Source organism: Streptosporangium sp. NPDC005286 (genome assembly GCF_040607515.1).
GTDB lineage: Bacteria > Actinomycetota > Actinomycetes > Streptosporangiales > Streptosporangiaceae > Streptosporangium.
Genome location: NZ_JBEXGU010000132.1, coordinates 1 through 26,613, shown reverse-complemented (window position 1 = coordinate 26,613; position 26,613 = coordinate 1). Strand labels below are relative to the sequence as shown.

Here is a 26,613-nt window from a genome sequence, read left to right as displayed (position 1 = left end):
CGCCCAGGTGGGAGACGTCGAAGATCATGCCGAGCCGTTCCATCTCCCGGACCGTCTCCACCCCCGCCGCGGTGAGCCTGCTGCCGGTGGCGTCCTCGCCGCTGCCGTCGGCCAGCGCGGTACGGCCCCAGTGCGCGATCGAGGCGACCCGCACGCCCAGCCGGTGCAGCGTGGGCACCAGCTCGACGGCCGAATCCAGGCCGGGCATGCTCTCCAGCGCCAGGACCAGGGCGATCCCGCCCTGGGCGAGCGTCTCGTCGATCTGCGCGCCGTCCAGGCAGAGCCGTACGGCGTCGGCGTTGCCCTCGGCCAGCACATGGGCGCACTCGATCATGCGCAGTGTCTGCCGGAGCGCGCCCTCGGGGCGGTACTGGTCGTCGATGAAGACCGGCAGCACCTGGAGGTTCACCCCGCCCTCACGCAGCTGCGGCAGCCAGCGCTCGCGGAAGAACGACGCCCACCGGGCAGGCGGCCTGGCGGTGACGGCCATCAGCAGGTCGTTGTGGGTATCGGCGACCACGGAGTCGCGGTGGAGGTCGGCGGACACGGCGGGCCCTTCTGCGCGTACGGCTCTCGTTCGCCATGACGGTATCGGCACTTCGCCCCCCGCGCCTCGCGAGGGAGCGTGGGTCAGCGCGCGAAGTGGAAGGCGTCCGGGGCCGGGGCGCCGGTGATGCGGCGGTAGGCGGTCGCCGTGCCCGGCCAGTTGTTGGTCACCCGGCCGGCCTCGTTCTTGTACCAGCTCGTGCAGCCCGCCTGCCAGACCATGCGCTCCATGGCCGCCTCCAGGCTCCGCCGCCAGGTGGCCATCGTCTCCGGCCTGACCTCCATCGGCCCGCGCGCGGCCAGCTGTGGCAGGCAGCCCATGATGTACCGGACCTGGCACTCGATCATGAAGACGATCGAGCTGTGGCCGAGGTTGGTGTTGGGGCCGTACAGCAGGAACAGGTTGGGGAAGTGCGGTACGGCGATGCCCAGGTACGCCTCCGCGCCGTCCTTCCACTCCTCGGCCAGGTGCCGGCCGTCGCGCCCGGTGACCTGGATGGGAACCAGGAAGTCGGAGGTCTCGAAGCCGGTCGCGTAGACGATCGCGTCCGCCTCGCGGAGTCCGGCGGCGGTCTCCACACCGCCGGGGACGATCCGGGTGATCCGGTCGGTGACGACGTCCACGTTGGGGCGGGTCAGTGCGGGATAGAACTTGCTGTCGGCGACGATCCGCTTGCAGCCGACCGGGTAGTCCGGGGTCAGCTTGGCCCGCAGCACCGGGTCGGGGACCTGGTCGTGCAGGTGTTCCAGGGCGCGCTTGCGGAGCGGGTCGGAGCTCCAGCCTCCGGCCAGGGCCGGGTAGAGGGCGATCTCCGCGTACCGGTAGATCCACTCGCGGTAGGCGCGCTGCAGGAACGGCACGTAGCGGAAGGCGGCCCTGGCGCCGGGGCCGAAGACGGCGTCCGCCTTGGGGATCACCCAGTTGGGGGTCCGCTGGAAGACGTCCAGGTGATCGGCTATCTCGGCGACCTTCGGGATCAACTGCGCCGCCGAGGACCCGCTGCCGATCACGGCCACCCGCCGGCCCGTCAGATCGACGGAGTGGTCCCAGCGGGCGGAGTGGAAAGCCATGCCATTAAACGTTGACATTCCCGGAATGTCGGGCAGGCGGGGCTGGTTGAGCTGTCCCACCGCCGACACCACCACGTCGAACAGCTCGCCCCCGGCCGCGGTGCGGACCCGCCACTTCCCCAGCGACTCCTCGAAGGTGGCGGCGACGACCGCGGTGTTCAGCCGGAGGCGGGGTCGCACGCCGTACTTGTCGGCGCACCTCTCCAGGTAGCCCAGGATCTCCGGCTGCTCGGGAAAGCGGCGCGTCCAGCTGGAGTACTTCTCGAAGGAGAAGGAGTACAGGTGCGAGGGGATGTCGCAGCCCGCCCCCGGATAGGTGTTGTCGCGCCAGGTGCCCCCGACGTTGTCCCCCTTCTCGAAGATCGTGTACGAGCGGATGCCGGCCTTCTCCAGCTGGATGGCCATGCACAGCCCGCCGAATCCGGCGCCGATGATCGCGATCTTCGGACTCATGCGTACGCCTCCGGGTCGGTGTTGTCACGGCAGCGGTCCCCGATGCCGGCAAGGATCAGGCGCCGGTAGACGTCCTCAAGCTCCAGTTGCCGCCTGTGTCCACGTCTCCCCAACTCCACACCTCTTCATATGCGACAAATACTGGAATAAATACTGGAATCCGCTGCTCCCCCCATGGGTCAGTATCCACTTACATTAGGTGATCCGTTCGCGCCGGGGAATAGGCCGATAGTCTGCGCGGGTGCCTACGCTTGCCGACATCGTCACAGAGTTGGAATCCCGCTACGACCCACGCTGGGCGGAGTCGTGGGACGCGGTCGGACTCGTCTGCGGAGACCCCGCCGCGGAGGTACGCAGGATCCTGTTCGCGGTCGACCCGGTGGCCGCCGTCGCCGACGAGGCCCTCGACTGGGGCGCCGACCTCATCGTCACCCACCACCCGCTCTACCTGCGCGGCACCACGAGCGTCGCGGCCACCACCTTCAAGGGCCGCCTGATCCACAAGCTGATCAAGAACGATGTCGCGCTCTTCACCGCCCACACCAACGCCGACGTCGCCGATCCCGGCGTCTCCGACGCGCTCGCCCGCGCCGTCGGCCTGACCGGCCCGCTCGTCCCGCTCATGCCCGCGGCCGACGACCCCAGGCGCGGCCTGGGCCGGATCGGCTCGTTGCCCGCCCCCATCCCCCTCGCCGAGTTCGCCCGGCAGGCCGCGCGCGGGCTTCCCGCCACGGCGGGCGGCCTGCGGGTCGCCGGAGACCCCGGTCGCCCCGTCCAGCGGATCGCGGTCAGCGGAGGGTCCGGAGACTCCCTGCTCGGGGTGGCCCGCGCCGCCGGGGTCGACGTCTTCCTCACCGCGGACCTGCGCCACCACCCGGCGAGCGAGTTCATGGAGGCCGACGGCCCCGCGCTGATCGACGCCGCCCACTGGGCCACCGAGTGGCCGTGGCTCGCCGACGCGGCGCACCATCTGGCGTCCGCATCGGCCGCCAGGGGGATTACTGTTGAGACGCGCGTTTCCGAGACGGTCACGGACGCCTGGAAAACAACAGCAAAGTGCGAGGATTTCACGTGAAAGCAGCCCCTGCGGCCCAGAAGCGTCTGCTTGACCTGGCCGAACTCGACTCCGCCCTCGACCGGCTGGCCCACCGCCGCCGTACCCTGCCCGAGCTGGCCCAGATCGACGAGCTCTCCGCTCGGGTCGCCCGCATCGCGACCCAGGTGATCGCCGCCGAGACCGAGTCCGGCGACCTCGCCCGCGAGCAGACCAAGGCCGAGGCCGACGTCGACTCGGTCCGCATCCGCGCCGAACGCGACCAGAAGCGCCTCGACTCCGGACAGGTCTCCTCGCCGAAGGACCTGGCCAGCCTCCAGTCGGAGATCGCCTCCCTGACGCGCAGGCAGGGCGACCTGGAGGACGTGGTGCTGGAGATCATGGAGCGCCGCGAGGCGGCGGACGCGCAGGTCGCCAAGCTGGTGGCCGAGCGCGACGAGCTCACGGGCACCCGCGGCGTCGCCGAGGACCGCAGGGACACGGTCTTCGCCGAGATCGACAAGGAGAAGGACGAGGTCCAGCGCAGGCGGGCCGAGGTCGAGAAGGACATCCCGGCCGACCTGCTCGCCCTCTACGGCAAGCTCAGGGAGCAGTTCGGGGTGGGGGCCGCGATGCTCCAGGGCGGCCGCTGCCTCGGCTGCCGCACCAGCCTGTCCATCGCCGAGATCAACCGCATCAAGGCCGCCTCCCACGACGAGGTCATCCGTTGCGAGGAGTGCCGCCGGATCCTGGTCCGCACCGCGGAGTCCGGCCTGTGACCTCGTACGTTGTGGAGGCCGACGGCGGCTCGCGGGGCAACCCCGGGCCGGCCGGCTACGGCGCCGTCGTCAAGGACGCCGCCGACGGCCAGGTGCTGGCCGAGACGGCCGAGTCGATCGGCACCCAGACCAACAACGTCGCCGAGTACCGCGGGCTCATCGCCGGCCTGACCAGTTTGCTGGCCCTGGCCGGAGACGGTGCGAAGGTCGAGGTCCGGATGGACTCCAAGCTGGTCATCGAGCAGATGGCCGGCCGGTGGAAGGTCAAGAACGAGGGCCTGCGCCCGCTCGCCCTACAGGCCGCGGCCCTTGCCAGGCGCCTCCGGGTGACTTGGCGCTGGATCCCGCGCGAGAAGAACAAGGACGCCGATCGCCTGGCCAACGAGGCCATGGACGCCGCGGCCAAGGGCCGCACCTGGACCGCCTCGGCTTCCTCCTCTCCCGCCGGGGGAGCGATCGGCGCCTCCGGGACCGCTGTCTCCGGGAGCGGTGCCGCCGCCACCCTCACCGGTGGGGGCCCCGCCGAGGACCTTCTCCTCTTCGACACCGATGACCTCGGCGCCGGTGATTCCGGTGGTGGCGTCGTCACCCGAGAGCCGGCGGAACGGACGGCCATGTCCACCGGGCGCGGCACCGGCTGGCGCTCGCCCACCTCGGTCGCGACCTCGCTGTACCTGCTCCGGCACGGTGAGACGCCGCTCTCCGTCGAGCGCAGGTTCTCCGGGCTCGGCGATCCCGAACTCACGCCCAACGGCATAGCCCAGGGCGAGGCCGCCGCCGCCAAGCTGGCGGGGGAGTCGTACGGCATCCAGGTGATCGTCAGCTCACCGCTGCGGCGCGCCCGTGCCACCGCGGAGATCGTCGCGGCCAGGACCGGTCTTGAGGTCGTCGTCGAGGAGGGTCTGCGGGAGACCGACTTCGGCGACTGGGAGGGCCACACGTTCACCGAGATCCAGCGTCGCTGGCCGGACGAGCTCGCCGCGTGGCTGGCGGACCCGTCCGCCGCGCCGCCGGGTGGGGAGAGTTTCGGGGAGGCGGCGCGGCGGGTCCAGGCGACCGGGGACCTGCTGATCGAGCGCTACGAGGGCAAGACGATCCTCGCCGTCTCCCACGTCACGCCGATCAAGATGCTGCTGCGATTCGCGCTGCTCGCTCCCCTCAGCGCGCTGTATCGCATGCATCTCGACCTGTCAGCCCTGTCCCTGATCGAGTACTACGCCGACGGTCCGGCGGTGGTGAAGGCGTTCAACGACACCTCCCACCTGCGCTGAACCGGCGGTTTCGGGTGGCGGTACGCTGCCGGGCCTCCAACCGACGATCGGGCCCGATGCGGGAGACGGCCGACACTCGCCTCCCGCATCGGTGTGCGCGTCCACACCTGGTGTGATGGCCGTATCCCATCACACCGGTGCGGATCCCGGCAGCGCGCGGGACCGGCCATCCTCGCTCTCATTGCTTTCCCCTGACGCTCGTCTGTCCCGTCCCGCTTGATTCATATTTCAGCGCAGATGACTTGCCGTTCGGTTGGAGCCCACTTGGGACCCGTTAGGCTTGGAACACGGCGGACGAGCCGGCCGGGCGGCCGCGTCGGGTCTCTTCGGAGACCCGCCGAGGAAGGTCCGGGCTCCACAGGGCAGGGTGGTCGGTAACGCCGACCCGGGGTGACCCGCGGGACAGTGCCACAGAGAACAGACCGCCTCCCCTCGCGGGGAGGTAAGGGTGAAACGGTGGTGTAAGAGACCACCAGCGCCCACGGTGACGTGGGCGGCTCGGTAAACCCCACCCGGAGCAAGGTCAAGAAGGGGCGCTCTTCGGAGTGTCCCGCGCGCGACGCTTGAGGGCTGCCCGCCCGAGCCGCGCGGGTAGACCGCTTGAGGCCGCCGGCAACGTCGGCCCTAGATGGATGGTCGCCTCCTCACGCAAGTGAGGAACAAAACCCGGCCTACAGGCCGACTCGTCCGCCTTTCCCGCTTCTGACCTGCAGTGGAGCTCTCCTTCAGGGGGCCTGAAACCCCGAGAGGGCACATCGGGGGCACATTCAGGTGAGTTGAAGTGCGGCGGCGAAGGCGTTGCCCAGCGCCGTCCGCGTCCGTTCGGACGCCTCCGGGACCAGGTGCCCGTAGAGATCCACGGTCGTGGTGATGGACTCGTGCCCGAGCCACCGGGACACCTCGGAGATGGGCACGTCCTCGGCGAGCGCCGTACTGGCGAAGGTGTGCCGCAGATCGTGAAACGTCATGTCGGCCGGCATTCCGGCTGTGAGGATCGCGGGCTTCAAGATGTCGGCGTTGAAGTAGTCACGCCGGATCAGGTTCCCGCGGGTCGTCCGGAACAGCACGTCCTCGGGCTTGTGCCGGTCGATGTGCTCGGCCAGCGCGGCGGCGAGGAGTGCGTCGCCGAGTGGGTAGCCCTTTCCGGCGTACTCCCATTCGGCGATGACGAGGACGGTCTCCTCGTCGAACAGGGGCAGCCGTCCGGTGGTGATCGCTTCGTCGCGGGCGTAGGTGGTGCGGTCGGCTCGGATGTCGCCGAGGGTGGTGGAGTAGTGGCGGGAGCGGGTGGAGAAGTGGCCGCGGAATCCGAGCATGTGTGCCCACTGGATCAGTCGGAGATCGGCCAGTTCATCGAGTGCGCCGAGGCGCGGGCACTCGGCGATGAGCCGCCGGGGGTGCTCGCGGAGGACGACGAGAGTCCACGGGGCATTGACTTTGTCGCAAGGTATGACGCACCCTATTGCTACAAAGCTTGCGACAAAGGAGGCGCTATGACCCGCGAACCGCTACCGGACACCGACCCGCCGACGCGCACGACCGATCTGCGCATGGCGGGCGAGTGGCTGGCCCGCCACGACCTGGCCGACACTCACCCGACCCCGCTGCTCGCCAGCCGGCTGGCGGTCCGCAGACGCGCCCGCCTGGCCACTTACGTCATCCTGGCCACGCTGATCATCGTGAGCGCCCTCGTCGCCACTTCCACTTTCGGCGGCTTCCAGCCGCATCGCCCGCTACCGCTGCTGGCCCTGACCGCGTCGGTGGCCGGGCTACTGCTGGCACAGTCGCTGCTCGACCAGTGGGTGCGACGCGTCGACCAGCGGGCGGGCGCGACGCTGTCGCGCAGGGCCGCCCATCCGATCCAGCCCGGCTGGCGGACCGTGCTCGGCCGGCCGTACGCCGTCTTCGCGGCCGCCACGTTCGCTGGTGCGATGGTGCTGGCCGCAAGCGCCCTGGCCGTTCCCGACCCCACCGTGCGGCAGCTGGCCATCGTCGTGCTGATCGGCCTGCTCGGCGCGACGGCCATCACCGCCCTGCAGCTGCGCCACCTGCTCAGGCGTCCGGTCGTGGCGCAGGACGAGGAGTCGCTGACCGCCGACGTCATCATGCGCGTCGAAGACGCCCGCGAGCTCACTACGCCGAACGTGCAGTGGTCGCTGCCGGTGGTGCTGTTCGGCACCGCGCCCGGCTGGTGGGGCGCCGCCGCGGTCGCCTACCTGATCCTGAGCCTGGCCGCGTGCGTCGCGCTCCATGCCAGGACGCCGTCGTGCGCGACGGTGGCCCAGCGGGCCATGAGCGTCCGATGATCGTCATCGATGCGACCTCGCCGGTACCGCCGTTCGAGCAGCTGCGGGCCCAGCTCGCCCGGCAGATCCAGGACCGCACGCTGGCCGTGGGCGCCCGGCTGCCGACCATCCGCCACCTGGCGGCCGACCTCGGCCTGGCCGTCAACACGGTCGGCCGGGCCTACCGGGAGCTGGAGGAGGCGGGGCTGATCGAGACGCGCGGGCGGGCGGGCTCGTTCGTGTCGGCCGCCGGCGAGGAAGGCCGGGAGCGGGCCCGCCGGGCCGCCGCCGACTACGCCGCCGTGATCGCCAGCGTCGGCATCGACGCGGCCGAGGCGATCCGCATCGTACAGGCGGCTCTGACGTCCGGCGCGGCAGCACCGGCCTCGTCATGACCGCGACCCGGCCGCGGGGTCACGTCGCCGACCGCACGACGCCGGCGTAGCGGCCGATCAGGCGGCGTCCGAGCCGCTGCATCGGCTGCTCCAGAAATCCCGCACCAACTCCGCGGTGATCTCGATCTCGGTGTCGGTCATACGGAGCAACACCCTCCCTGCCAAACTAGACAGAGGCAACAAAAAGGTACATAACTCTGTATCGAGGGCGGGGAAGGGGACATCCCTTCGTGGAGCACGACAGCCAGACCCCGAGCCCCCTGACCCGCAGGTACATGAGCGGGCCACAGCCCGCCGGTACTCCGCGGCGTACAAGGCTCGGATTCTGCAGGAGTACGAGCAGCTCGACAAGACCCGCCAGGTGATCGAGGTGCAGGGAAAGCTCTTCGCGCTGCTGGATCAGCTCGCCACCGGCAGCGAGAACTCGACGGCTCGGGGCGAGCGGTGACCGAGATCATCCAGACAGAATTAGCCCAGCTCAACTGCCTTGATCAAATTGACAGGTTCCGCGTACGACCGAAAACCGCTTGCCTCGCGTGGTGGGCTCAGGGAACGTGGTGTCCATGACGCTCTGACGGACAGCACCCCGCCACTCCGAGATGCCACGGCGCCGACGCGCCCCGCAATGCTGTCAACCCATACCCCTTTAAGGGAAGAGAGCCTTTTGTCTCAGCAACACTCCCGGCAGGAGTCCCCGCTGCCGTCCACCACGGCCACGGGGTCGGCCACCGTCACCGTGTTCGCCTCCCCCGCGAGCTGGATCGAGTCCGACGCCCTCGCGCAGTGCCACCAGGTGGCCGCCCTCGACGGCATGATGCACGTCGCCGCCATGCCGGACCTGCACCCTGGCAAGGGCGCCCCCATCGGCGCCGCCATGGCATCGACCGTGCTGTACCCGTTCCTGGTGGGCTCCGACATCGGTTGCGGCATCGCCGTGTTCCCCATGAAGCTCAAGCGCGCCGTACCCGAGAAGCTCGCCGCCCGCTTCCCCGACCTCGACCGCGCGCTGGATCCCGAGCAAGATGCCGACGACCCGGCCTGGGCCGTTGTGAAGGGCGATATCCCAGCCGGTCACGTCGAAGGTCTCGGGACGGTCGGCCGGGGCAATCATTTCGTCGAGCTGGCGCGGATCGAGACCGTCTTCGAGCCGGGCCACGCGAGCCGTCTCGGACTCGCCGACGGTGACCTGGTTCTCATCGTCCACAGCGGTTCCCGGGGGCTGGGCGAACGGATCCTGCGGGCGCATACCGCGGTCCACGGCGCGGGCCCCGCCCCTGATCCCGGCGCCTACCTGGCGATGCATGACGACGCCGTACGCTGGGGATCGCTCAACCGGCGGTTGATGGCAGCCCGGGTCGCCCATGCCCTGGGGGCCGAGCTCGCCGAGCCGCTCGTCGACCAGTGCCACAACCTGGTCGAGGTCCGCGACGGGGTCTACCTGCACCGCAAGGGGGCGGCGCCGGGTGACGGCCGCGACGTGCTCATTGCCGGTACGCGAGGCACCCCCTCCTACCTCGTGGCCGCCCACGCCGGGCCTGACGCCAACCATTCCGTCGCGCACGGCGCGGGCCGCAAGATGTCGCGTGCGGACGCCCTGCGCCGGGGCCGGGCCAAGCACACGGTCGAGGAGCTGCGCCGCACGCCGGTGGGCTCGCTGGTGGTGTGCGGAGACCGCCAGCTGCTCTTCGAGGAGGCGCCGACGGCCTACAAGCGCATCGAGCAGGTGATCGCCGACCTCGTCGACCATGACCTGGCCACGCCCGTGGCCACCACGGTCCCTCTGGTCACCTACAAGACACCCGATCTCGGATCCGCGCCCCGGCGGGACCAGCGCCGCAAGCGAGGCGCGCGGTGAGCGTCCACCTGCTCCTGTCGGCCGGGCGTGGCCCGCAGGAGTGCGCCTGGGCGCTGGCCCGGCTGCTGCGCCGCCTGGAAGCCGACGCCACCCGGCAGAACCTGGAGACCCATCGGGCCGAGACCGTTCCCGGTGACCGGCCCGATACCTACCGATCGGTCCTGATCCAGATATCGGGAGCCGGTGCCGAGGCGTTCGCCGCCTCGTGGACCGGAACCCTGTGCTGGCAGGCCCCCAGCCCATACCGGGCCGGCACAGGCCGGAAGAACTGGTACGTCATCGCCCAACCGTGCCGGGTCGACACCCCGCGCACGACGTTCGCGGAGGCGGACGTCGACATCGTCGCCTGCCGTACCGGCGGCCCCGGCGGTCAACATCGAAACAAGGCCAGCACGGCGGTACGGGCGACCCACCGGCCCTCGGGGATCGTCGTCGTGGTCGACACCGAGCGGCAGTTCAGCCTCAACCGCCGCATCGCCATGCGGCTGCTGCGACAACGCATCGAGGACGGTGACGAGACGGCAGGGCGCGCCGTCACCACCGCCCGCTGGCGCGTCCACGATGAGCTCGTACGCGGCAACCCCACCCGCATCGAACGCCCGGAAATGCCGAAGCAGGACCTGGCTTCACAGGAGCAGACGCGCCGGCGACCGTGACAGTCCACCTGACCATGCCTATCCACCGGTGCTTCCGCGTCTCAGCGTCGGTGCCCGGGCCTACAGCGTCTACTGGAACGTGAACGCCAACAATCGCATCGGCTTTGCCGCCGACGGGGAGATGCTCCTGATGGTCGATGCCATGTACTCGGAGGAATGGACGCACGAGCCGAATTTGGCACGTTGGCCTGAGTTGATGGCCATGGCGCCGCACTTCAGATGGAGGAAGGGGAAGAGCTGGCGGGCGGCGGCGCTGGCGACGATCGAGCTGACCACGGGGGCCAGGTTGAGCCAGGAGTGGCTTGACCAGGAACGCCCGTATCTCACCTGCCAGGATCCCGTGGTGGACTGAGCGGGGGCAATGGCTGTGGGATCAGAGCGGCCCGGAGAAGGCCCTCGACGCCCTGAGACGTGCAGAACTCCGCGCACCGGGTCCACATCTGCCGCCTGACCTGGATGGGAGCCCGCGGACCTGGAGAGTGCCGGTGCCGGTCTTCGTCTCGACCGACCCGATCCGGCGGCTTCCCACGACCCGCTGGATCGAGATGCGAAGGCGGCGGATGACGCCGGCCACGAAGTTCAGTCATGGTTGCGGTGCGCCCGCTCCACTGAGGAGGATCCCGTCACCGAGCCTGAGCTGGAGCGGCATGGTGAGTCTCGCCGTGTTCTGGGCCACCGGAAAGCCCTCCACGCTCCACGTTATGCTCGCCGTGCAGTCGCCCGCGCGCAGGCTCATCAGGCGACCGTTGCGAATGCTCGCCTGGAGCAGGCCGACGCCGAACTCCAGGTCGATGCCGAAGCCGACGCGGGCCACGTACTGACCCTCGATGTACACGTCGACGTAGGGGGCGTGCTTTGACGTGATCGTGTGTCCGGTCAGGCGCACTATTTCGGTGCTTCCGGGTTGTTCGACGCTCCTGCGTGCGGCGAGCCCCAGCTCCCGGTACTGCAGCCAGCCGCCGAGCAGGACCGTGCCCAGCTCGATGCCGCGCAGCAGTTCGCCGCCCGCGTCGGCGACCCTGCCGTTGAGCGCGCCGCGGAAGGCCGAGCCCGCTCGCTGGGTGCCGTCCTCGACCTGCTCAAGCGTGCGGCGCGCGTCGAGGGCCCGCGACAGCTCCGCCGCCGCCTCCCTCGGGTCCGGGAAGAGCAGGAGATCGGCGGTGCCCGGCTCGGTTTCGATGTGGACTGTCACGATACGACCTCTCTCAGTTCCTGGCGGCCGGGGTCCGCGAACAGTTCCACCCGAATGTCCGGCACCGGGGCGGACGGGGCCGCGCCGGGCGGCGGAGAGCCGGTCAGGTGGATTTCCAGGCGCGGGGCGGGATCGGGGTGCGGATCGCAGTGGATCGACGGCACCTGCTGGGGCTGGGTTTGAGATGGGAGCTGGGGATACGGCAGGGTTTGGGCCGGGGCCGGGGCCGGAGACGGGGACGGGGCCTGGTGCGGGTCGCTCCCTCGCACGGTACGGCGGGCCCGCAGGGTCCGGGCGACGAGGACGAGGACGAGGGCGATTGCCAGTCCCGGGAGCACGATCCCTACGAGCGCTACGGGGATCAGCGGTGAGGAGGAGCCATTGTCGGTCCCGGGGATCTCCCCGGGGCCCGTTTTGTTTCCGTCGTCGTTCGGGTTTGGCGTCTCCGTCACCGCCTCCCGCAGCGACACCGTCACGGTCGCGCCCTCGGAGACCTGGCTGCCGGCCACGGGATTCTGGCGGTCGATCCTCCCCGTCTCGGGCGAATCGGGATCCACGCTGAGCACCAGGCCGGCCTCCGAGAGCTGCAGCCTGGCCGCTGCCGGGTCGAGTCCGATCAGCGGCGGCACGGTCACCTGCCGCCCCGGATTCACGGGCGTTGGAGGAGGAGTGGTGACCTCGGGCGGGGGCGGATTCGGGGAGATCAGGTCTATTCGCACGGTCGTGCCGAAGCTCACCAGTCGGTCCGCGGGCGGATTCTGGCCGGTGACCTTCCAGTCGGCGCTCGCGCTCGCCGGCTGCGGGTCCTTGCCCAGGCCGGCGGCGTCGAGAGCGGTTTCGGCGTCGGTGCGGGAAAGACCTTGCACATCTGGGACCTTCGGGCCGACCGTGAGGACGACCGTGTAGGCGACGTCGTCCCGGGCGGCGATGCCACGGTCCGCCGAGCAGTCTTCCACCACGTAGTCGATGACGTAGGACGTCGAGGTCGGCAGGAGGGTCTGGGGAAACACCTGAATGTTGATGTCCGCGTCCGGCACGTTCCGAAGCGTGTCTATCGCCACCTGGAGCTCCTGATGCAGTACGTCGGGTGGCTCACAGCCGTCGGGCGCGATCGGCGTGGGGGACGGTGGCACCGGGCTCAGGAACACGGCCAATGACACGGCGAGCATCGAGAGGTGGCGAAGCATCGGCTACTCCGCGGGGGATGCGGTCATGACGCCCGGGACACGGCTGGTGTTGGACATTTAATTCACTCCCCTTGAACGAGGTCACTTACCCAGGGCGATGATGAGGAAGAAGAGCACGATCAGCACGGCCCCCGCCACGACCGCCCAATTCACTTTCCCTCCCGAACCTGCCGAGGTGGCCGGCCCCGGAGGCGTGACAGTGATCGGGGCCGGTGTCACGGCCGACTCGCCCGTCGGCCAGGGCTTCTTGATGAAGCCGTCCACGTTGACGTAGAGCCGCTCCCCGATGACCATCCTCGGCCACACCGCGGCCGCCTCTCGGAGCCGCTCCCGCACACCGGGCGGCGGCAGGGTACGGCTGCACTCGATGAGCGTGTCGGCGAGGGCCGACGGCATGACCCTCCGGAGGACCACCGGATCCGGCTGCCAGGTTTCGACCGTCTCCTGGACGCAGCGCACCACCGCCCAGGCGAACTTGTAGTGGTCCGAGGTCACGTCGAAGGCCACCCCACGCTGCTCCACCGGAAGCTTCCACTGCTCCGGGTCGACGGGAGGCATCGCGCCCTCACCCAGGAGCGGCACGCAGGAGTCGCAGTCGAGGAGGTACACCTTGGGGCGCGGATCGATCGTGAAGACGGCGTTGCGCAGTTGCAGATCCCCCACCGCGTACCCGTGCTGGTGCAGCCAGGTGACGGTGTCCAGCAGCTCACCGAGCACGGCCAGCTTGTACGGCGGCTCGTAGTACGCCTTCTTCACCTCGTACCGTTGCGCGATCCGCCTCGCACGGTCCGGGCTCCGGGTGAGCTCGTCGAGGTGACGCGGGGTCTCGGTCGCCTCGCCCGAGCCGGAGGTCCGCTGTTCGAACATCGACCTTTCGGCGAGCCTGATCAGGATGCCCTCGGCCCTGGCGGGCGTGCCGACGACGGCGATCGGCCAGGCGCACCTCTCGTCCAGCACCGCACGCTCCTCGTCCGGGAGCTCCCTGCGCCAGCGGATCATGGAGTGCAGCGCGGGGACGCGCACCTCGTCGGCGGTCTCGGACTTGTACCTCTTGAACAGGTAGGTGTGCTGGTCGGGGGCGATGCAGAGCCGCAGTCCGTCCGTCTGCCCTCCGTCGCGGAGCACCGGCCCCTCCCCGGTGAATGTCAGCTCGCCGACGCGGACGATCATCGGAAGATCCGTCACGGCACGGCCGTATCGTGGCGTCCGGCCCAGATCGCGACCACCGTCCGATCGTCGTCGAAGGTGGAGAGGCGGAAGTCGACCTCCCGGACGAAGTCGACCAGGCTCGGCGGCGTGCGCCAGGTCTGGGACAGCCGCTGGGTCAGCGGGGTCCGGCCGCCCGCGACGCCCGCGGCGAAGCCGTCACTGCTGAGCACCAGCAGGTCACCCGTGCGCCACGAGAACACCTGGACCTGGATATCGGCGAGGTCGCCCGGGATCGCCGCCGTCACGTTGTCGCCGCCTCCTCCCTCGCCCGCCAACGCCTGCCACCGGCCGCCGGTGACGAGGATGGCCGGGGAGTCGCCGACGGCGGCGCACACGGCTTGCCCCTCTCCCTCCGAAGGGAGGACGGCCACGGTCAAAGTGGTCCCGGGCCGTGCGGAAGGGGCGCGTTCGGTATTGGTGCCCGGCCGCGGCGAGCCCAGGGACTCGGTGGTCCGCCGGACCGTGTCGGACACGTAGGCGAGCACGGATTTCCAGTCCCAGCTCTGCGGGCGTTCACCGGACCGCAACGCGGAGTCGATCCCGTCCAGCGCGGCCCTGACGGCGACCGTGGACGCGATCTCCGCGTGGCGCGCGCTGCCCAGGCCGTCGGCCACGACCGCGATGACCCAGCGCTCGTCGCTGCTGAGCCGCACGCCGTACGCGTCCTGCCGGGTCTCGCCGCGGAAGCTGTGCGTGCGGCCCCGTACCGTGGCGGCGCGCACTGTCGTGCCCTTGACCAGGCCTCCGTCGAGCGCAAGCCCGGCATCGGCCGAGGTGGTGCTCCAGGGCAGGTGCACGGCGATCGGCCTGGGCTCGGGACCGACGACCACGCGGGTGTCCTGCGTGGCAGCGGACCGCGGCGCATCGGGTGTCGCCACGTCCGATTGCCTCCCCCCACGCACGGCGGTCGTCGCGGGACGCCAGCCGAGGAGGTAGAGCGCGGTGAACGCCGCCGCCCCGCCCAGCAACAGGGCCAGGATCATCTGTGCCAGAGGGAACCCGGACGACGTCGACACGTTGTCGCCCGCCCAGTCCCTCGCCACGTCGGCCGGCCTCTTCCCGTTGTTCTTCACCTCGGTGAGCAGACGGTCGACGACCTGCGGGGTGAGCGCGTCCGTCACCTCCTGGAGCACCCGCTCGGCCTCCGGATCCCCCTTGGCGACCTGGTCGCTGGCGAACACGCTCAGCGTCCGGGGGGGCAGGATATTGTCCGGGTCTTCGAGCGGGACGAGGTTCCCCTTCTTCGAGCCGGCCGGGACGATCGCGCCTCCCGTGAAACCGGACTGTGTCAGGGCGGCGTCGAAGTCGGCCTGACTGCTGACGGCGAGTCCCCGGTCGGTCAGCGCCCGGTTGAACACGCTGAACTCTGGCGGGACCAGGACAGTGACGCGGGCCGTGTCGTTCTGGTACTTCTGCGCGAATTCGGCAATCGTCCGGACGTCCCGCTGCAGCGAGGGGGACACGGCGAGCACCGCGCGGCTCTGGATCGCCGTCCTGCTCACGAGTGTGTGCCCGGGGAGGGCGGTGGGGAGTCGCTGGTCGTCCGGCGTCGACGGGGCCGGCGACGCGGCCACGAGCACGTCGAGGTCGTAGTCGACGGCGACCCGTGCGTCGTCCGGCTGCTTCGCGTAGTCCGCGACCTCGGCCACCTTCTTGGCGACGCCGTCGATGTCGGCCCGGTCGAGCGCGGCGGCGTAGATCTCGGCGACGAGCTGCTCCCGCTCTCCCGCCCGCGCGTTGACGATGATCTGCCGCCCCGAGTCGCCGGACCCGCCGCAGCCCGCGACGGCGAACCCGATGACGAGGGCGGCGACCGCGCTGGTACGGACCCGGCCCGGCGGGCCCATCAGGAGCCTCCGCACGGGAGCCGGCGCATGCCGGCCGGAATCGGGATCACGAAGTCGGAACTCCTGATCGAGCTGCCGATGCTGTCCTGGACCGCCTGGGCTATCGCCGCCACCACCTTGACCGCCTGGATCGACTCGTCCGCGACGTACGCCAACGGGTTGTTCCGGAAGGATGTCGCCACCTGGCAGAGGGTCTGCTCGGTGACCTGGCCGAAGCCCATCGCCGTGATGTGCGGGCGGTGCGGGAACGCGGGGTCGGTCAGCCTGGCACGGGCGGGCAGCCAGACCTCGGCAGGCTGGCGGCCATTTCCGACGAAGGGCTCGCCGTCGGTGATGAAGAAGACCACCGGGGTCTTGAGCTGGTACTGCCCGGCCAGGCGGGCGCAGTCGGCCTGGATGAGCTGCCGCAGGGTCAGGAACACCTGCTCGTAATTGGTCTGACCACCCTTCGGTAGCGCGGGGATGTTGCTCGCGTCACAGGGCCGGGTGAGCGGGAGCACCACGTCGGCCCTGTCATGGAAGGCCACGATGGACACGTGCGCGGCCTCGCTCACCCCCGGATCACCGGCCTCGAGCTGAAAGAGCAGCTCCCCGACACAGTTGGAAAGGATGTCGAACGGAGTCTGCCTGCCGTCCTCGCGGGGGGCGTGCATCGAGTGGGACACGTCGCACGTGATGTAGAAGGGAAATGCCCTCGGAAGGGCATAATTGTAGGTAGGCTCCGGAGAATGCGACACGGCGACTACTCTCCTCAAGATCGCTGACGCGGACGGCCCGAGGTACGCGATACGGGCCCCCTCACCCCATTAGATACGCCGTGAAGGCCCCAGCATTACTCATTTTCGGGAATTAATAGCTGCGGCACGGTGACAGACTCTGACAACGCCGATCTGTAGGGTCGGGAGCCGGCGCGGTTCGTCGTTTTTCATCGATGATCCACTCCAGGTCGAGCGCCGGGCCAGGGCGCACACCAGGACCGAACCGGAGCAGAAACGAGCAGAACTCCCGAGGCAGAGGCGCACCGATCACTTCTTCAAGCGCGCTGACCTCGGCTGCCGGTAGAGGGGTAATCGTCGAGGAATCGGCGATCTGGGCGAGTTCTTCACCCAGCGCATCCAAGCTGATCTTTGATCGCATGATATTTCCTCGGTACTCCCACGCCGGGTCAGAATAGCGATCTATGACGCGAAGGGATTCGCCGGTCCACTGGCCAGACCCTTTGAAAGCAGGGACGGCCCTTTGCTATCCGTGCAGCATGTTGTCCCGTGATCGCTTGTTGCTCCCGGTTTTCGGCGGCGTCGGAAGCATCGAGTGCGGGCAACTGCTCCTATCGCGGGTGCGAGGTGGGTAGCGTCTGTCTCCGTTGTCACAAATGATCTAGGCTGGGCGCCTCCATCCACGATGAAGCGGCGGCAATCTTGCTTCCATTACCACTCTTTCGACGCGGACTGGAGTCCTGGGGAGGAGATGGCCTCGATGCGGAACGGCTCCGGAGACGAATACTCCATCGTCTTCTCCGCGGCGGGCGCCTACATCCGCGGCTTCGACCACGAGGCGGTGATGAGCCCGTACGGCAACGACGGGCCGTGGCCGGGGGTACTCGACTCCGTCCCCCATGTCTTTCGCCACTGTGTCGAAGAACCTGCGTTCTGCGACGAGGACGGCATGCCAGTCGTGACCGCTTCTCTGTGGCGGGAGGCCGGTGACGACTGCTGGCGGGTGGGTGAGATCGAGTACCCGGACGGCGAGAGCGGCCCCGATGGGTCGGCACACCTGTTCGAGTTGCTCATGGATCCGTCGCCGGAGGCGTTTCAGCGGTTCGCTGAGGATTACTACGGAGTCATCGTGTGCTGTTCCGCCTCGAAGGTAGGACATGTCTCCAGCGTCTTACCCATGGAGATCGACCGTTTCGCCCCAACCCCGATTTACCAGCACGGGTCGCCCGGATCATCCGTGAGCGGATCAAGGCGGGCGAGTTGAAGCCGCGTGATGCGATCCCGTCGGAGTCGAGCATGGTTGCTGATCGCGGGATCACCGGGGACACAGCGCGGGCCGCGGTCGCCCTGCTCCGTGACGAGGGCTACGTGGTAACGATGCCGCAACGAGGATCGTTCGTCGCCGACCGGGAAAACTGGCCGGCCAAGTAAGCGGCACCCCAGATCGGGGGACACGTCCGGATACTGCCCAAGCTTGAAATTGCTCACTCTGAGTAGTCATATAGAGCGTGCAGTAACGGACGGGGCGGTCCGCAGCAGGCGGGACGCCCCTGCTCAAAGGAGAGAACCGCGGATGAACCGCAACACGATCGCCGCCGCACTGATTGCCCTCGGCTCCGTCCTGGCCGCGCCCGTAGCCGCCGGCCCGGCCCACGCAACGCTCCTAGCCGACCCCGTCGGCGATCTGGTCAACGGGATCACGGCCTCCAGCGACTCGCCCCCCGATGATTTCGACCCCTTCGACTCCGACAGCAAGTCTCGCTCCGACGGCAAGTCCGACGGCAAGTCCGACAGCGACTCCGACAGCGACTCCGACAGCGACTCCGACAGCGACTCCGACAGCAAGTCCCGCTCCGACAGCAAGTCCGACAGCGACTCCGACAGCAAGTCCCGCTCCGACAGCAAGTCCGACAGCAAGTCCGACAGTGACTCCCGCTCCGACAGCAAGTCCCGCTCGGACAGCAAGTCCCGCTCGGACAGCAAGTCCGACAGCAAGTCCCGCTCCGACAGCAAGTCCGACGGCAAGTCCGACAGCGACTCCGACTCCGACTCCGACAGCGACTCCGACAGCGACAGCGACTCCGACAGCGACTCCGGCTCCGGCTCCGGCTCCGGCTCCGGCAGCTAGACCCGTTCTTCGCACATCGCCCCGTTTGACCTGTGGTGATTACTCACGGAGATAGAGGTTGCACCACTTTGACGGTAGCGATACGGCATGTGCGAAGAACAGGGGCAGCGGGCCGTGGAAGGCGGGGAGGGCGGCGAAGGACTTCGCGACCGACGCCTGCGGCACCCCGGTTCACGTCCTGCCCGACGATGATCGGCCCCGCCCAGCGCTCTCGCAGGCAACCCGCCATCCCTGCCGCCCAGGGCGGTTTTCAGGGGTTGTGGCGGCACCCGTCCAGGGCTGCCTGAAGCGCCTGGGTTGTAGGTCAGGAGGGGTCTGGAAAGCCTAGGTGGAGGATCTGGAAACCAGACCCCTCCCACCTGGATCTAGACCCTTCCTCGACCGGTCTTAGACGGTGATCTAGGCCCTCTCCAGCTCTCGGGGGCCGGCGGATCTATGGTCACGTAGGCGATCGGGCCGCCGGACGTGGATTTGAGGCGTTTGCCGAGAAGGAGCTCGGCGATTCGCAGGTCGTCGGCTGTGCCGATCGTGATCATGTTCCCGGACGCTGTTGCCCTCATGCTGACCGGAAAATGACCATCTCAGCCGGGCACGCGGCAGCGAACCCCGGCCATCGATGTGAGTCAGGCGGCCTGGGGCAGGGGGAACCGCCCCGGCGTCGGCGAGCGAGGATGCGCGCCTCCGCAGAGCGGGCGAATGCGCAGTTGAAGAGCCGGCGGGTACTGCGGAAGCTCCGCCGCTGCCCCCTTCGCGCAGGTCAGCTCGTTAAAGCGACCCTCATCCCTCAGACCCGCGAAGCAGGATGAAAACGTTCATCCCGCCAAAGCCGGAGTGCTTCGCCGCTGCTCTACGATTCGCTCTTCCCGGCGGTCAATCCGGGTGGCCGGTTGGCTCCAACATGGGCACGAGGAACTGCCGGGCCACCGCGGCCAGTTGCTCGTCGTCGTCGAGGTCGATGATCTGACTGGGGATCGCCAGGAAGGAGGCGGAGATCCGGACCATCAGTTCGGCCACGAGGTCGGTGTCCAAGTCGCTCGACACGTTGCCCGCGCGTTGCTCGTGGCGGAGCTGGCCTGCGACGAACTGCCGCACGGTGGCGAGGGTTCGGCCCCCGTCGCTGATCATGGAGGGTACGACCAGATCCGGTTCCGCGGTGATCAGGCCGCTGATCAACGGGTTACGCCGGATGGCGCGCAATGAGCTCACAAAGCCAAGAACCGCCCGATCAGCGGCGGTATGAGCTTGTTCGATGTCGATGAGGAACTGGTCGAAATATCGGCGGAATTCTCGACGTACCACATGTTCGACCAGCGCGTCCTTCGTGGCGAACCGCCGGTAGACCGTGATCCGCGAAACCCCGGCCCGGCGGGCCACGTCCTCCATGGTCGACCGCCGGATACCCATGCGGCAGAACTGCTCATACGCCGCGTCGAGTATGCGCGCACGGGTCTCGTCCATGTCGTCAACCTGTTCGACGGCATCAATGTACGCGCGCTCCAACAGCGACTCCGAGTCCGACGGCGCCATGAGCACGGACAGTGCAGATTCCACGATCACCTCCTGTGATTGATTCTGCCTCAATCCCTGACAGTCGCTGTCACGGTCTTGTGATGTCCGACACTGTGTGCTGTATTGGTGATACTCAGATTCATCTTATGTTTCATCGTATCAGCAATGCTCTCGGCCTCACGAGGAGAAGGGACGAAGGCATGGACAAACTCAGCAGGCGCGACATGCTCCGGGCCGGCGGGACGTTGGGCGCATTCGGTGCGCTGAGCATCGCGACCCCCGCGCAGGCGCGCGTGTGGACGTGGTCGCCCAGTGGTTCGGTGGTGGGCACAGGGGCAGGCCTCGACCCGCGGTGGGTATGGGACCCGGAGGCCGACACGCTGGTCGCCTCGCTGATCGACCGGGGCGAGGTGCCCAGGGTCAACACTCTGCTGCGGACCTGGACCAAGAACGGTCAGCCGTTGCCGGCCGGACTGCCGGCGGACCTGAAGGCCTTCATGGAGAAGGCCCGTCAGCTGCCGGCCTGGGCCGACAGAGGCAAGATCGCCGCCGCGGCCGACTTCAACAACAGGCGGGGGCTCTACACCGGCGTGCTGTACGGCTTCGCCAGCGGCATGATGAGCACGGTCATCCCCAAGGAGGCGCGGGCGGTCTACTACTCGCAGGGTGGTGCGGACATGAAGGACCGCATCTCCAAGACCGCCAAGCTCGGGTATGACATCGGGACTCGGAACGCTTATGACGCCGATGGCGAAATGATCGTGACCTGCGTCAAGACCCGGCTGGCGCATGCGGCCGTGCGCCACCTGCTGCCGAAGTCCCCGCACTGGCAGGGGGCCGCCGACGAGGAGATTCCGATCAGCCAGGCGGACATGATGGTCACCTGGCACAGCCTGCCCACGACTGTCATGAAGAATCTGGTCGCGTGGAAGGTGCCGATGCCCGCCGGCGACTCCGCGGCCTTCCTGCACACGTGGCAGCTGGCCGCGTACATGCTCGGCATCAAGGAGGAGTACATCCCCGCGTCGTGGACCGAGGCCAATTCCCAGGCCAAGCAGGTCCTGGACCCGGTGCTGGCCCCGACGCCCGAGGGCATCAAGCTGGCCAACATTCTCCTGGAGCTCGGCGCCACGATCGATGCCGGCCTCCTCACCAAGCGCGTACTCGGCTCGTTGACGCGCTTCATGCTCGGCGACGAGATCGCCGGGTGGCTGAGTATCCCCAGGTATCCGCTCTGGGATGGGCTTCTCAACACGTTCTGGGGGCCCTTCATCGCCGTCCGCGAAGGCGTGCTCAAGGTGTTCCCGGGGGCGGACAGCACCTACTGGCTCTTCGATGAGCTCCTTCGCAAGGTACTCCTGGCCTACCTGTCCGGAGCGCAGCAGATCAACATCGAGATTCCGCTGACCAACAACCCGAACTACCCGAACTCCTGAGCCGGACCCTCGGCCCAGAAGCGGAGGAAAGCCCCCGGCCTGGCTTGCTTTCCGTAGGCCAGGACACCGCTGCGAATTCTCGGGCCCGGAATCCAGCAGAGTCCGGGCCCAGGCCTTCCGCCCCGCCCGTCCGAGTCCCCTGTGTGGGCGGCCATGGTTTCCCGTATTGACCGTTTCCTGGGTGTGCCGACGCCCCAGTCATATCTGTTCACGAATACCCGAAACAGGTTCTAACACGCCTGAACACTCATGACCGGTGACTGATATCAACGGAGCGCTACGAGCAGTTGCCGCCGGGTTGAGAAACGGGCTCTTGGTTATCGATCCGGGGAGTCGGTCGGTTCCGGCATGGGCGCCAGGAAATATCGGGTCACCCTGGTCGGCTGCTTGCCGGCATGGAGCGTGACAAGCTCGCAAATCATCCAGAGCCATCCGGTCAGCGGAGGTGCGGGCTTGTTCGATATCGATGAGAAACCGGCCGGAGTGCCGAGGTTTAGCCGGAAGCCGCGAAGCGGTCAGCTGTTTCTTCAAATGTTTCCCGATCAGCTTGCGCCCTTATTGAGATACAAGTAAACCTGATATGTATCATCGTATCATCGGCGTGCGGAACTCAGGAGGAGTCCGGCATGGCAGAGCTGAGCAGGCGCAAGATGCTGATCTCAGGTGGAGCCCTGGGGGCGCTCGGAGCGCTGGGGGTGGCGTTCCCGGCTCGGGCGACGCCCTGGACCTGGGCATCGAGCGGTTCGATCGCGGGTGCCGGCGCCGGCACCGATCCGCGGTGGGTGTGGGACGAGGAGGCCGACCCGCTGGTCGCCTCGCTGATCGATCGAGGCGCCGTCCCCGAGGTCAACCGCCTGCTGTGGAATTGGACCCGTAACGACCAGCCCCTGCCCGCAGGGCTGCCGGCGGACCTGCGGGACTTCATGGAGAGAGCACGCCAACTGCCGTCGTGGGCGGACCACGGCAAGCTGAACACCGCAGCCGAGTTCAACAAGTCCAGAGGGCTGTACCTCAATCTGCTCAACGGCGTGGGTGGCGGCATGCTGAGCACCGCCATTCCCAAAGAGGCCCTCTCGGTCTACTACTCCAAGGGCGGCGCGGACATGGAGGACCGCGTCGCCAAGACAAGCATCCTGGGATTCGCCGTCGGCGCCCTGAATGCGTACCGGCCCGATGGCTCCTGCGTGGTCGAGGCGGTGAAGACCCGGCTGGTACACGCGGCGGTACGACACCTACTGCAGCAGTCCCCCCACTGGACCGGCGACATCCCGATCAGCCAGGAGGACATGCTGGTCACCTGGCACACCTTGCCGACCTTCGCCATGCGCAAGATGCTCGAATGGAAGGTCCCGATCAGCGCCGCCCACTCCGAGGCGTACCTGCATGTGTGGCAGGTGACCGCGCACATGCTCGGCGTCAAGGACGAATACATCCCCGCCACCTGGGCCGCGGCCAACGCTCAGTCGGACCAGATCCTGCCCCGGAACATGGGGCCGACGCCCGAGGGGGTGGAGCTGACCGACATCCTGCTGGGTCAGCTCGCCGAGCAGACCAGTCCCGCCGGCATCAGCCGGCCGCTGTGCAACGCGCTCGCCCGGTACCTGGTCGGCGACCAGGTGGCCGACTGGGACGGCATCAAACGCGAGCCGGTGTGGGACCTGCTGATCCCCACCATCTGGCCGAAACTGGTGAGATTCCGCGAGGGCCTCATTCCGCTGCCACTGGTACCCGAGACCGCCTGGGTCCTCGACGAAGCCGTGCGGAAGTACATCCTGTTCTATCTCACCAAGGCCAAGGAGACCAAGATTGAGATCCCCACGACCAACCGTCCGGGTTTGAGCTGAATGATGATGGGATCGAATGGTGGCGGGCTGGACGAGGGCATCGGGCGGCGCCGGTTCCTCGGGTACGTGGTGGCGGCTCCGACCCTGGTGGTCGCCGCCGAACTCGGCCTGACGCCGGCGCCCGATGTCCGGCTGCCCTCACCGGAACTCACGGAACTGCTCGACCTCAACGACATGATGACCGCGGCGGCGCTGCCGGCCTCGGGCCTGATCTCGGTCGAGGTCAACCGGGACGGCACGGTGTCGTTCGCGTTGCCGCGGGCCGAGGTGGGGCAGGGCATCACCACCTCGACGGCCATGCTGATCGCCGAGGAAATGGCCGTACCGCTGGAACGGGTGCGTGTCACACTGGCCGACGCTCGGCCGGAGCTGGTGTTCAACCAGCTCACCGGCGGGTCGAACACGACCATCGCCACCTATACCCCGATCCGGGTCGCCGCCGCCATCGCCCGGCTCCGGTTGCTGGCGGCCGCGGCGACCGAACTCGGCTCGTCGGTCACCGATCTGACGCTGAAGGCCGGGGTGATCATCGATCGCTCCGGCCGCAGCGTCGACATCGGTGCGCTCGCCGAGAGGGCCGCAAGCACGCGGACCCAGCAGGTGTCGGTGGAGCTCACGTCACGCGAGAACTTCACCGTCATCGGCAGGCCGCACAACCGGATCGACGCGCTGGACGCGGTGACCGGGCGCAAGAAGTTCGCGATGGACCTCGACGTCCCGGGCGCGAAGCCGACGATGGTGTGCCGCCCGCCGACCATCAACGGCAAAGTCGGCTCGGTGGCCAACCTCGCCGAGGTCCGCGCCATGCCGGGTGTCACCGATGTCGTGACGATCTCCACCGGGGTGGCGGTGCGTGCCGAGACCTTCGGCCAGTGCATCGACGCCGTACGAGCCCTGCGGGTCTCCTGGAAATCCGGTACCGCGGAAGGAGCGTCCGACGAGACCGTACTCCGGAAACTGGAGGCCGCGGAGCTGCCGCTCGGGCTCAAGCCGCTGACTCCGACCGTCGAAGGCAAGTTCACCTTCTACTTCCGCAGCAACAGCGCGCTGGAACCCAACTGTGCGATCGCCGACGTGCGGGCCGACCGCGCCGAGATCTGGTCGGCGTTGAAATCGCCGCTCGTCGCCAAGCAGACCATCGCCGCCAAGCTGGGGCTGCCGCTCGGCAGGGTCACCGTGCACGTCACCGAAGGCGGTGGTTCCTTTGGGCGCAAGCTGTTCTTCGACGCCGCGCTGGAAGCCGCCGAGGTGTCCCAGCTGCTCGGCAAACCCGTCAAGCTCATGTGGCACCGCGCCGACGACTCCCGCCAGGGCCGCACCCACCCGATGGCCACCTCGCGGGTACGCGTCGCCTACCTCGGCGACACCGTGCTGAGCTACAAGCAGCGGCACACCAGCGTCTCCACGGACCTTGGCCACGGGCTCGGTGAGATCATCACCGCCATGGCCGCGAGGCTTCCGGTGGGTGACATCGGCTTCTCCCAAACGTTCTTCCATCTCAGTCAGGCGATGTCCTACAAGTTCGGCGCCAGCAGCCAGTTACTCAGCGAAACCGACAAGGGCTTCAACACCGGCAGCATGCGCAACGTCTACTCACCCGACGTCACCTGCGCCCGGGAGCTCATCGTCGACCGGCTCGCCGCGAGGATGGGCAAAGACCCCTACCGGTTCCGGCACGACTTTCTCCGCGATGACCGCTCCCGGGCGGTGCTGGCGAAGGTGGCCGAGGTCGGCGCCTGGGGACGGCCGATGCAGGCCGGCACCGCGCAGGGCATCGCGTTCCACGCCGAGTACAAGGCCGTCAGCGCCGTGCTGGTGGAGATCGACTGCCGACCCGAAACCGTCAACCGCCCCATCCGTGACGGCGTGGCCGGACCACGCATCACCAAGGTCGTAGTCGCGGTGGACGTCGGCCTTGCCGTCAACCCGCGGGGGCTGGAAGCACAGATGATGGGCTGCGTCATGGACGGCATCGCGCTGGCCTTGACTTCCAGCCTGCACCTGCGCGACGGGTACTTCCTCGAAGCGAGCTGGGACAACTACTTCTACACCCGGCAGTGGAACACCCCGCCCGAACTCCAGATCATCGTCATGCCCAGCACCTCCGAGGAGCCCGGCGGCGCTGGGGAACTGGGCGTCGCCGCGTCGATGGCCGCGGTCGCCTGTGCGTACGGTCGCGCGACCGGAACGATGCCCACCAGCTTCCCGATCAACCACGGCGCGCTCTCCTTCGCCCCCAAACCGACTATCCCGCCCATTCCCCCATCCCCGACCGACGGCCTGAACCACGCCCGATGAAACAAGGAGATCTGATTGTCCGAGCACACTTTCCGCGTCAATGGTGAGCAGGTCACCGTCAACGTCGACGGCGACGTGCGCCTGCTGTGGGTGCTGCGCGACATTCTCGGCATTACCGGACCGAAGTACGGCTGCGGTATCAATGTCTGTAAAGCGTGTACCAGCCACATCAACGGCAAAGCGGTCAACCCCTGCGCGATCCCCGTCGCAGATCTCCAGCCGACCGACGAAGTCACGACCATCGAAGGACTTCCGGCCACGGTCGGCAAGGACCTGCACCCTATGCAGCAGGCATGGCTCGACCACGACGTCGCCCAGTGCGGCTACTGCCAGCCCGGCCAGATCATGGCCGCCGTGGCGCTGGTCCGCCGCGCCGCCGCCGAAGGCCGCGGAATCACCGACGCCGACCTCGACGGCCTCCGCAACATCTGCCGCTGCGGCACCTACTCTCGTATCCGCGAAGCCGTCAAAGCCGGCGCCGAGAACATGTGAGGCACAACGGCAACTGGCTGTTCGGCCCGCTCCCCACCCGCGAAGCCAAAGGAGATCGGTACGGCGGTCGGTGACGTGGAGGCGCGCGAGGCCAATGTCCGGGCCGGGTACGTGATCTCCGATGTCGGCGCGTTCGGCGGGGACATCGTCAAGATCGACATGAGCCGGAGGACCGGGTCCGGGAGTTGGGTGACGCCTCGGTGCCGTTCAGGTCCGGCACCCATGCGCTGGTCTTCAGTGACGACGCGGCCGGGCTGGAGGGGACAGTCCCCTGAATCAGACCTGGCGGATCCGGGGCCGCTGACCAGGACTGCGCAAGCCCCGCCGCCCGGTTGGAAGGAGGGTGGCAGGGCTTGGCTTCCGTTCGCCGGCCTCAGCCCCCAGAGGCCGGCGCACCGCCATTCACGGTGC

The 26,613-nt window shown here is 68.4% G+C and carries 26 protein-coding genes, 1 other RNA gene and 1 pseudogene; 18 read left to right on the top strand and 10 right to left on the bottom strand.

Annotated elements, in window-relative coordinates:
• Together ABZU75_RS34270 and ABZU75_RS34265 are read right to left on the bottom strand one after the other, a co-directional pair.
• A partial coding sequence (locus ABZU75_RS34270) for a membrane dipeptidase (protein WP_355563470.1) occupies positions 1-547 on the bottom strand: 547 nt, incomplete at its 3' end.
• An 83-nt stretch (positions 548-630) separates the two neighbouring features.
• On the bottom strand, positions 631-2,070 hold the full coding sequence (locus tag ABZU75_RS34265) for an NAD(P)/FAD-dependent oxidoreductase (RefSeq protein ID WP_355563467.1): 1,440 nt from the start codon (positions 2,068-2,070) through the stop codon (positions 631-633).
• Between the two features lie 241 nt (positions 2,071-2,311).
• On the opposite strand from ABZU75_RS34265, the gene ABZU75_RS34260 reads away from it, so the two are divergent.
• The 4 genes from ABZU75_RS34260 to rnpB all read left to right on the top strand — a co-directional run bounded on the left by ABZU75_RS34260 (position 2,312) and on the right by rnpB (position 5,843).
• On the top strand, positions 2,312-3,145 hold the full coding sequence (locus ABZU75_RS34260) for a Nif3-like dinuclear metal center hexameric protein (protein ID WP_355563464.1): 834 nt from the start codon (positions 2,312-2,314) through the stop codon (positions 3,143-3,145).
• The gene (locus tag ABZU75_RS34255; RefSeq protein ID WP_350917799.1) at positions 3,142-3,882 is read left to right on the top strand and encodes a C4-type zinc ribbon domain-containing protein; all 741 of its coding nucleotides are present in this window, start codon (positions 3,142-3,144) and stop codon (positions 3,880-3,882) included. The genes ABZU75_RS34260 and ABZU75_RS34255 overlap by 4 nt, the downstream gene beginning before the upstream one ends.
• A complete protein-coding gene (locus ABZU75_RS34250; RefSeq protein WP_355563460.1) occupies positions 3,879-5,153 on the top strand; it encodes a bifunctional RNase H/acid phosphatase in 1,275 nt (424 codons plus the stop codon). Before ABZU75_RS34255 ends, ABZU75_RS34250 begins: the two co-directional genes overlap by 4 nt.
• 295 nt (positions 5,154-5,448) lie before the next feature.
• Positions 5,449-5,843, top strand: an RNA gene (rnpB, locus tag ABZU75_RS34245) — RNase P RNA component class A.
• A 77-nt stretch (positions 5,844-5,920) separates the two neighbouring features.
• On the opposite strand, the gene ABZU75_RS34240 is transcribed toward rnpB, so the two are convergent.
• Positions 5,921-6,604, bottom strand: a complete 684-nt coding sequence (locus ABZU75_RS34240) for a replication initiator (protein ID WP_355563476.1) — start codon at positions 6,602-6,604, stop codon at positions 5,921-5,923.
• 42 nt (positions 6,605-6,646) lie between these two features.
• On the opposite strand from ABZU75_RS34240, the gene ABZU75_RS34235 reads away from it, so the two are divergent.
• The 6 genes from ABZU75_RS34235 to ABZU75_RS34210 all read left to right on the top strand — a co-directional run bounded on the left by ABZU75_RS34235 (position 6,647) and on the right by ABZU75_RS34210 (position 10,696).
• Positions 6,647-7,459, top strand: a complete 813-nt coding sequence (locus tag ABZU75_RS34235) for a hypothetical protein (RefSeq protein ID WP_355563457.1) — start codon at positions 6,647-6,649, stop codon at positions 7,457-7,459.
• On the top strand, positions 7,456-7,833 hold the full coding sequence (locus tag ABZU75_RS34230; protein WP_355563454.1) for a GntR family transcriptional regulator: 378 nt from the start codon (positions 7,456-7,458) through the stop codon (positions 7,831-7,833). Before ABZU75_RS34235 ends, ABZU75_RS34230 begins: the two co-directional genes overlap by 4 nt.
• Positions 7,834-7,948: 115 nt before the next feature.
• Positions 7,949-8,281 carry a hypothetical protein gene (locus ABZU75_RS34225; RefSeq protein ID WP_355563451.1) on the top strand — a complete coding sequence of 111 codons (333 nt, stop codon included), beginning with the start codon at positions 7,949-7,951 and terminating at the stop codon, positions 8,279-8,281.
• A 216-nt stretch (positions 8,282-8,497) separates the two neighbouring features.
• Positions 8,498-9,688: an RNA ligase RtcB family protein gene (locus ABZU75_RS34220; RefSeq protein WP_355563448.1), complete on the top strand. Its 1,191-nt coding sequence runs from the start codon at positions 8,498-8,500 to the stop codon at positions 9,686-9,688.
• Positions 9,685-10,344 (top strand): peptide chain release factor H, encoded by a 660-nt coding sequence (prfH, locus tag ABZU75_RS34215; protein WP_355563445.1) that lies wholly within the window; start codon positions 9,685-9,687, stop codon positions 10,342-10,344. The genes ABZU75_RS34220 and prfH overlap by 4 nt, the downstream gene beginning before the upstream one ends.
• A 28-nt stretch (positions 10,345-10,372) precedes the next feature.
• Positions 10,373-10,696: a hypothetical protein gene (locus ABZU75_RS34210; RefSeq protein WP_355563442.1), complete on the top strand. Its 324-nt coding sequence runs from the start codon at positions 10,373-10,375 to the stop codon at positions 10,694-10,696.
• A gap of 231 nt (positions 10,697-10,927) precedes the next feature.
• On the opposite strand, the gene ABZU75_RS34205 is transcribed toward ABZU75_RS34210, so the two are convergent.
• The 6 genes from ABZU75_RS34205 to ABZU75_RS34180 all read right to left on the bottom strand — a co-directional run bounded on the left by ABZU75_RS34205 (position 10,928) and on the right by ABZU75_RS34180 (position 16,916).
• Complete coding sequence (locus ABZU75_RS34205; RefSeq protein WP_355563439.1) at positions 10,928-11,536, bottom strand: hypothetical protein; 609 nt, start codon at positions 11,534-11,536, stop codon at positions 10,928-10,930.
• On the bottom strand, positions 11,533-12,723 hold the full coding sequence (locus ABZU75_RS34200) for a PASTA domain-containing protein (protein WP_355563436.1): 1,191 nt from the start codon (positions 12,721-12,723) through the stop codon (positions 11,533-11,535). Before ABZU75_RS34200 ends, ABZU75_RS34205 begins: the two co-directional genes overlap by 4 nt.
• Positions 12,724-12,804: 81 nt before the next feature.
• Complete coding sequence (locus tag ABZU75_RS34195) at positions 12,805-13,908, bottom strand: hypothetical protein (RefSeq protein WP_355563433.1); 1,104 nt, start codon at positions 13,906-13,908, stop codon at positions 12,805-12,807.
• A complete protein-coding gene (locus ABZU75_RS34190; protein WP_355563430.1) occupies positions 13,905-15,779 on the bottom strand; it encodes a protein phosphatase 2C domain-containing protein in 1,875 nt (624 codons plus the stop codon). Before ABZU75_RS34190 ends, ABZU75_RS34195 begins: the two co-directional genes overlap by 4 nt.
• Positions 15,779-16,444: a vWA domain-containing protein gene (locus tag ABZU75_RS34185; protein WP_355563427.1), complete on the bottom strand. Its 666-nt coding sequence runs from the start codon at positions 16,442-16,444 to the stop codon at positions 15,779-15,781. The genes ABZU75_RS34190 and ABZU75_RS34185 overlap by 1 nt, the downstream gene beginning before the upstream one ends.
• 184 nt (positions 16,445-16,628) lie before the next feature.
• Positions 16,629-16,916, bottom strand: a complete 288-nt coding sequence (locus tag ABZU75_RS34180; protein ID WP_355563424.1) for a hypothetical protein — start codon at positions 16,914-16,916, stop codon at positions 16,629-16,631.
• A 330-nt stretch (positions 16,917-17,246) separates the two neighbouring features.
• Between ABZU75_RS34180 and ABZU75_RS34175 the strand changes: the two genes are divergently transcribed.
• The 4 genes and pseudogenes from ABZU75_RS34175 to ABZU75_RS34160 all read left to right on the top strand — a co-directional run.
• A complete protein-coding gene (locus ABZU75_RS34175; RefSeq protein ID WP_355563421.1) occupies positions 17,247-17,759 on the top strand; it encodes a hypothetical protein in 513 nt (170 codons plus the stop codon).
• Complete coding sequence (locus ABZU75_RS34170; protein WP_355563418.1) at positions 17,756-17,926, top strand: hypothetical protein; 171 nt, start codon at positions 17,756-17,758, stop codon at positions 17,924-17,926. The genes ABZU75_RS34175 and ABZU75_RS34170 overlap by 4 nt, the downstream gene beginning before the upstream one ends.
• A 142-nt stretch (positions 17,927-18,068) precedes the next feature.
• Positions 18,069-18,623 carry a hypothetical protein gene (locus tag ABZU75_RS34165; RefSeq protein ID WP_355563415.1) on the top strand — a complete coding sequence of 185 codons (555 nt, stop codon included), beginning with the start codon at positions 18,069-18,071 and terminating at the stop codon, positions 18,621-18,623.
• 665 nt (positions 18,624-19,288) lie between these two features.
• Positions 19,289-19,429: pseudogene (locus ABZU75_RS34160) on the top strand (IS5/IS1182 family transposase); the annotation flags it as partial.
• 64 nt (positions 19,430-19,493) lie between these two features.
• Here the strand turns inward: ABZU75_RS34160 and ABZU75_RS34155 are convergent.
• Positions 19,494-20,150, bottom strand: a complete 657-nt coding sequence (locus tag ABZU75_RS34155) for a helix-turn-helix domain-containing protein (RefSeq protein WP_355563473.1) — start codon at positions 20,148-20,150, stop codon at positions 19,494-19,496.
• Positions 20,151-20,332: 182 nt separating this feature from the next.
• Between ABZU75_RS34155 and ABZU75_RS34150 the strand changes: the two genes are divergently transcribed.
• The 4 genes from ABZU75_RS34150 (at position 20,333) to ABZU75_RS34135 (ending at position 26,202) form a co-directional block, all read left to right on the top strand.
• The gene (locus ABZU75_RS34150) at positions 20,333-21,568 is read left to right on the top strand and encodes an oxygenase MpaB family protein (protein ID WP_355563412.1); all 1,236 of its coding nucleotides are present in this window, start codon (positions 20,333-20,335) and stop codon (positions 21,566-21,568) included.
• A gap of 626 nt (positions 21,569-22,194) precedes the next feature.
• Positions 22,195-23,412 carry an oxygenase MpaB family protein gene (locus ABZU75_RS34145; RefSeq protein ID WP_355563409.1) on the top strand — a complete coding sequence of 406 codons (1,218 nt, stop codon included), beginning with the start codon at positions 22,195-22,197 and terminating at the stop codon, positions 23,410-23,412.
• A complete protein-coding gene (locus tag ABZU75_RS34140) occupies positions 23,413-25,710 on the top strand; it encodes a molybdopterin cofactor-binding domain-containing protein (RefSeq protein ID WP_355563406.1) in 2,298 nt (765 codons plus the stop codon).
• Between the two features lie 15 nt (positions 25,711-25,725).
• A complete protein-coding gene (locus tag ABZU75_RS34135) occupies positions 25,726-26,202 on the top strand; it encodes a (2Fe-2S)-binding protein (protein WP_355563403.1) in 477 nt (158 codons plus the stop codon).
• The last annotated feature ends 411 nt before the right edge of the window (positions 26,203-26,613 follow it).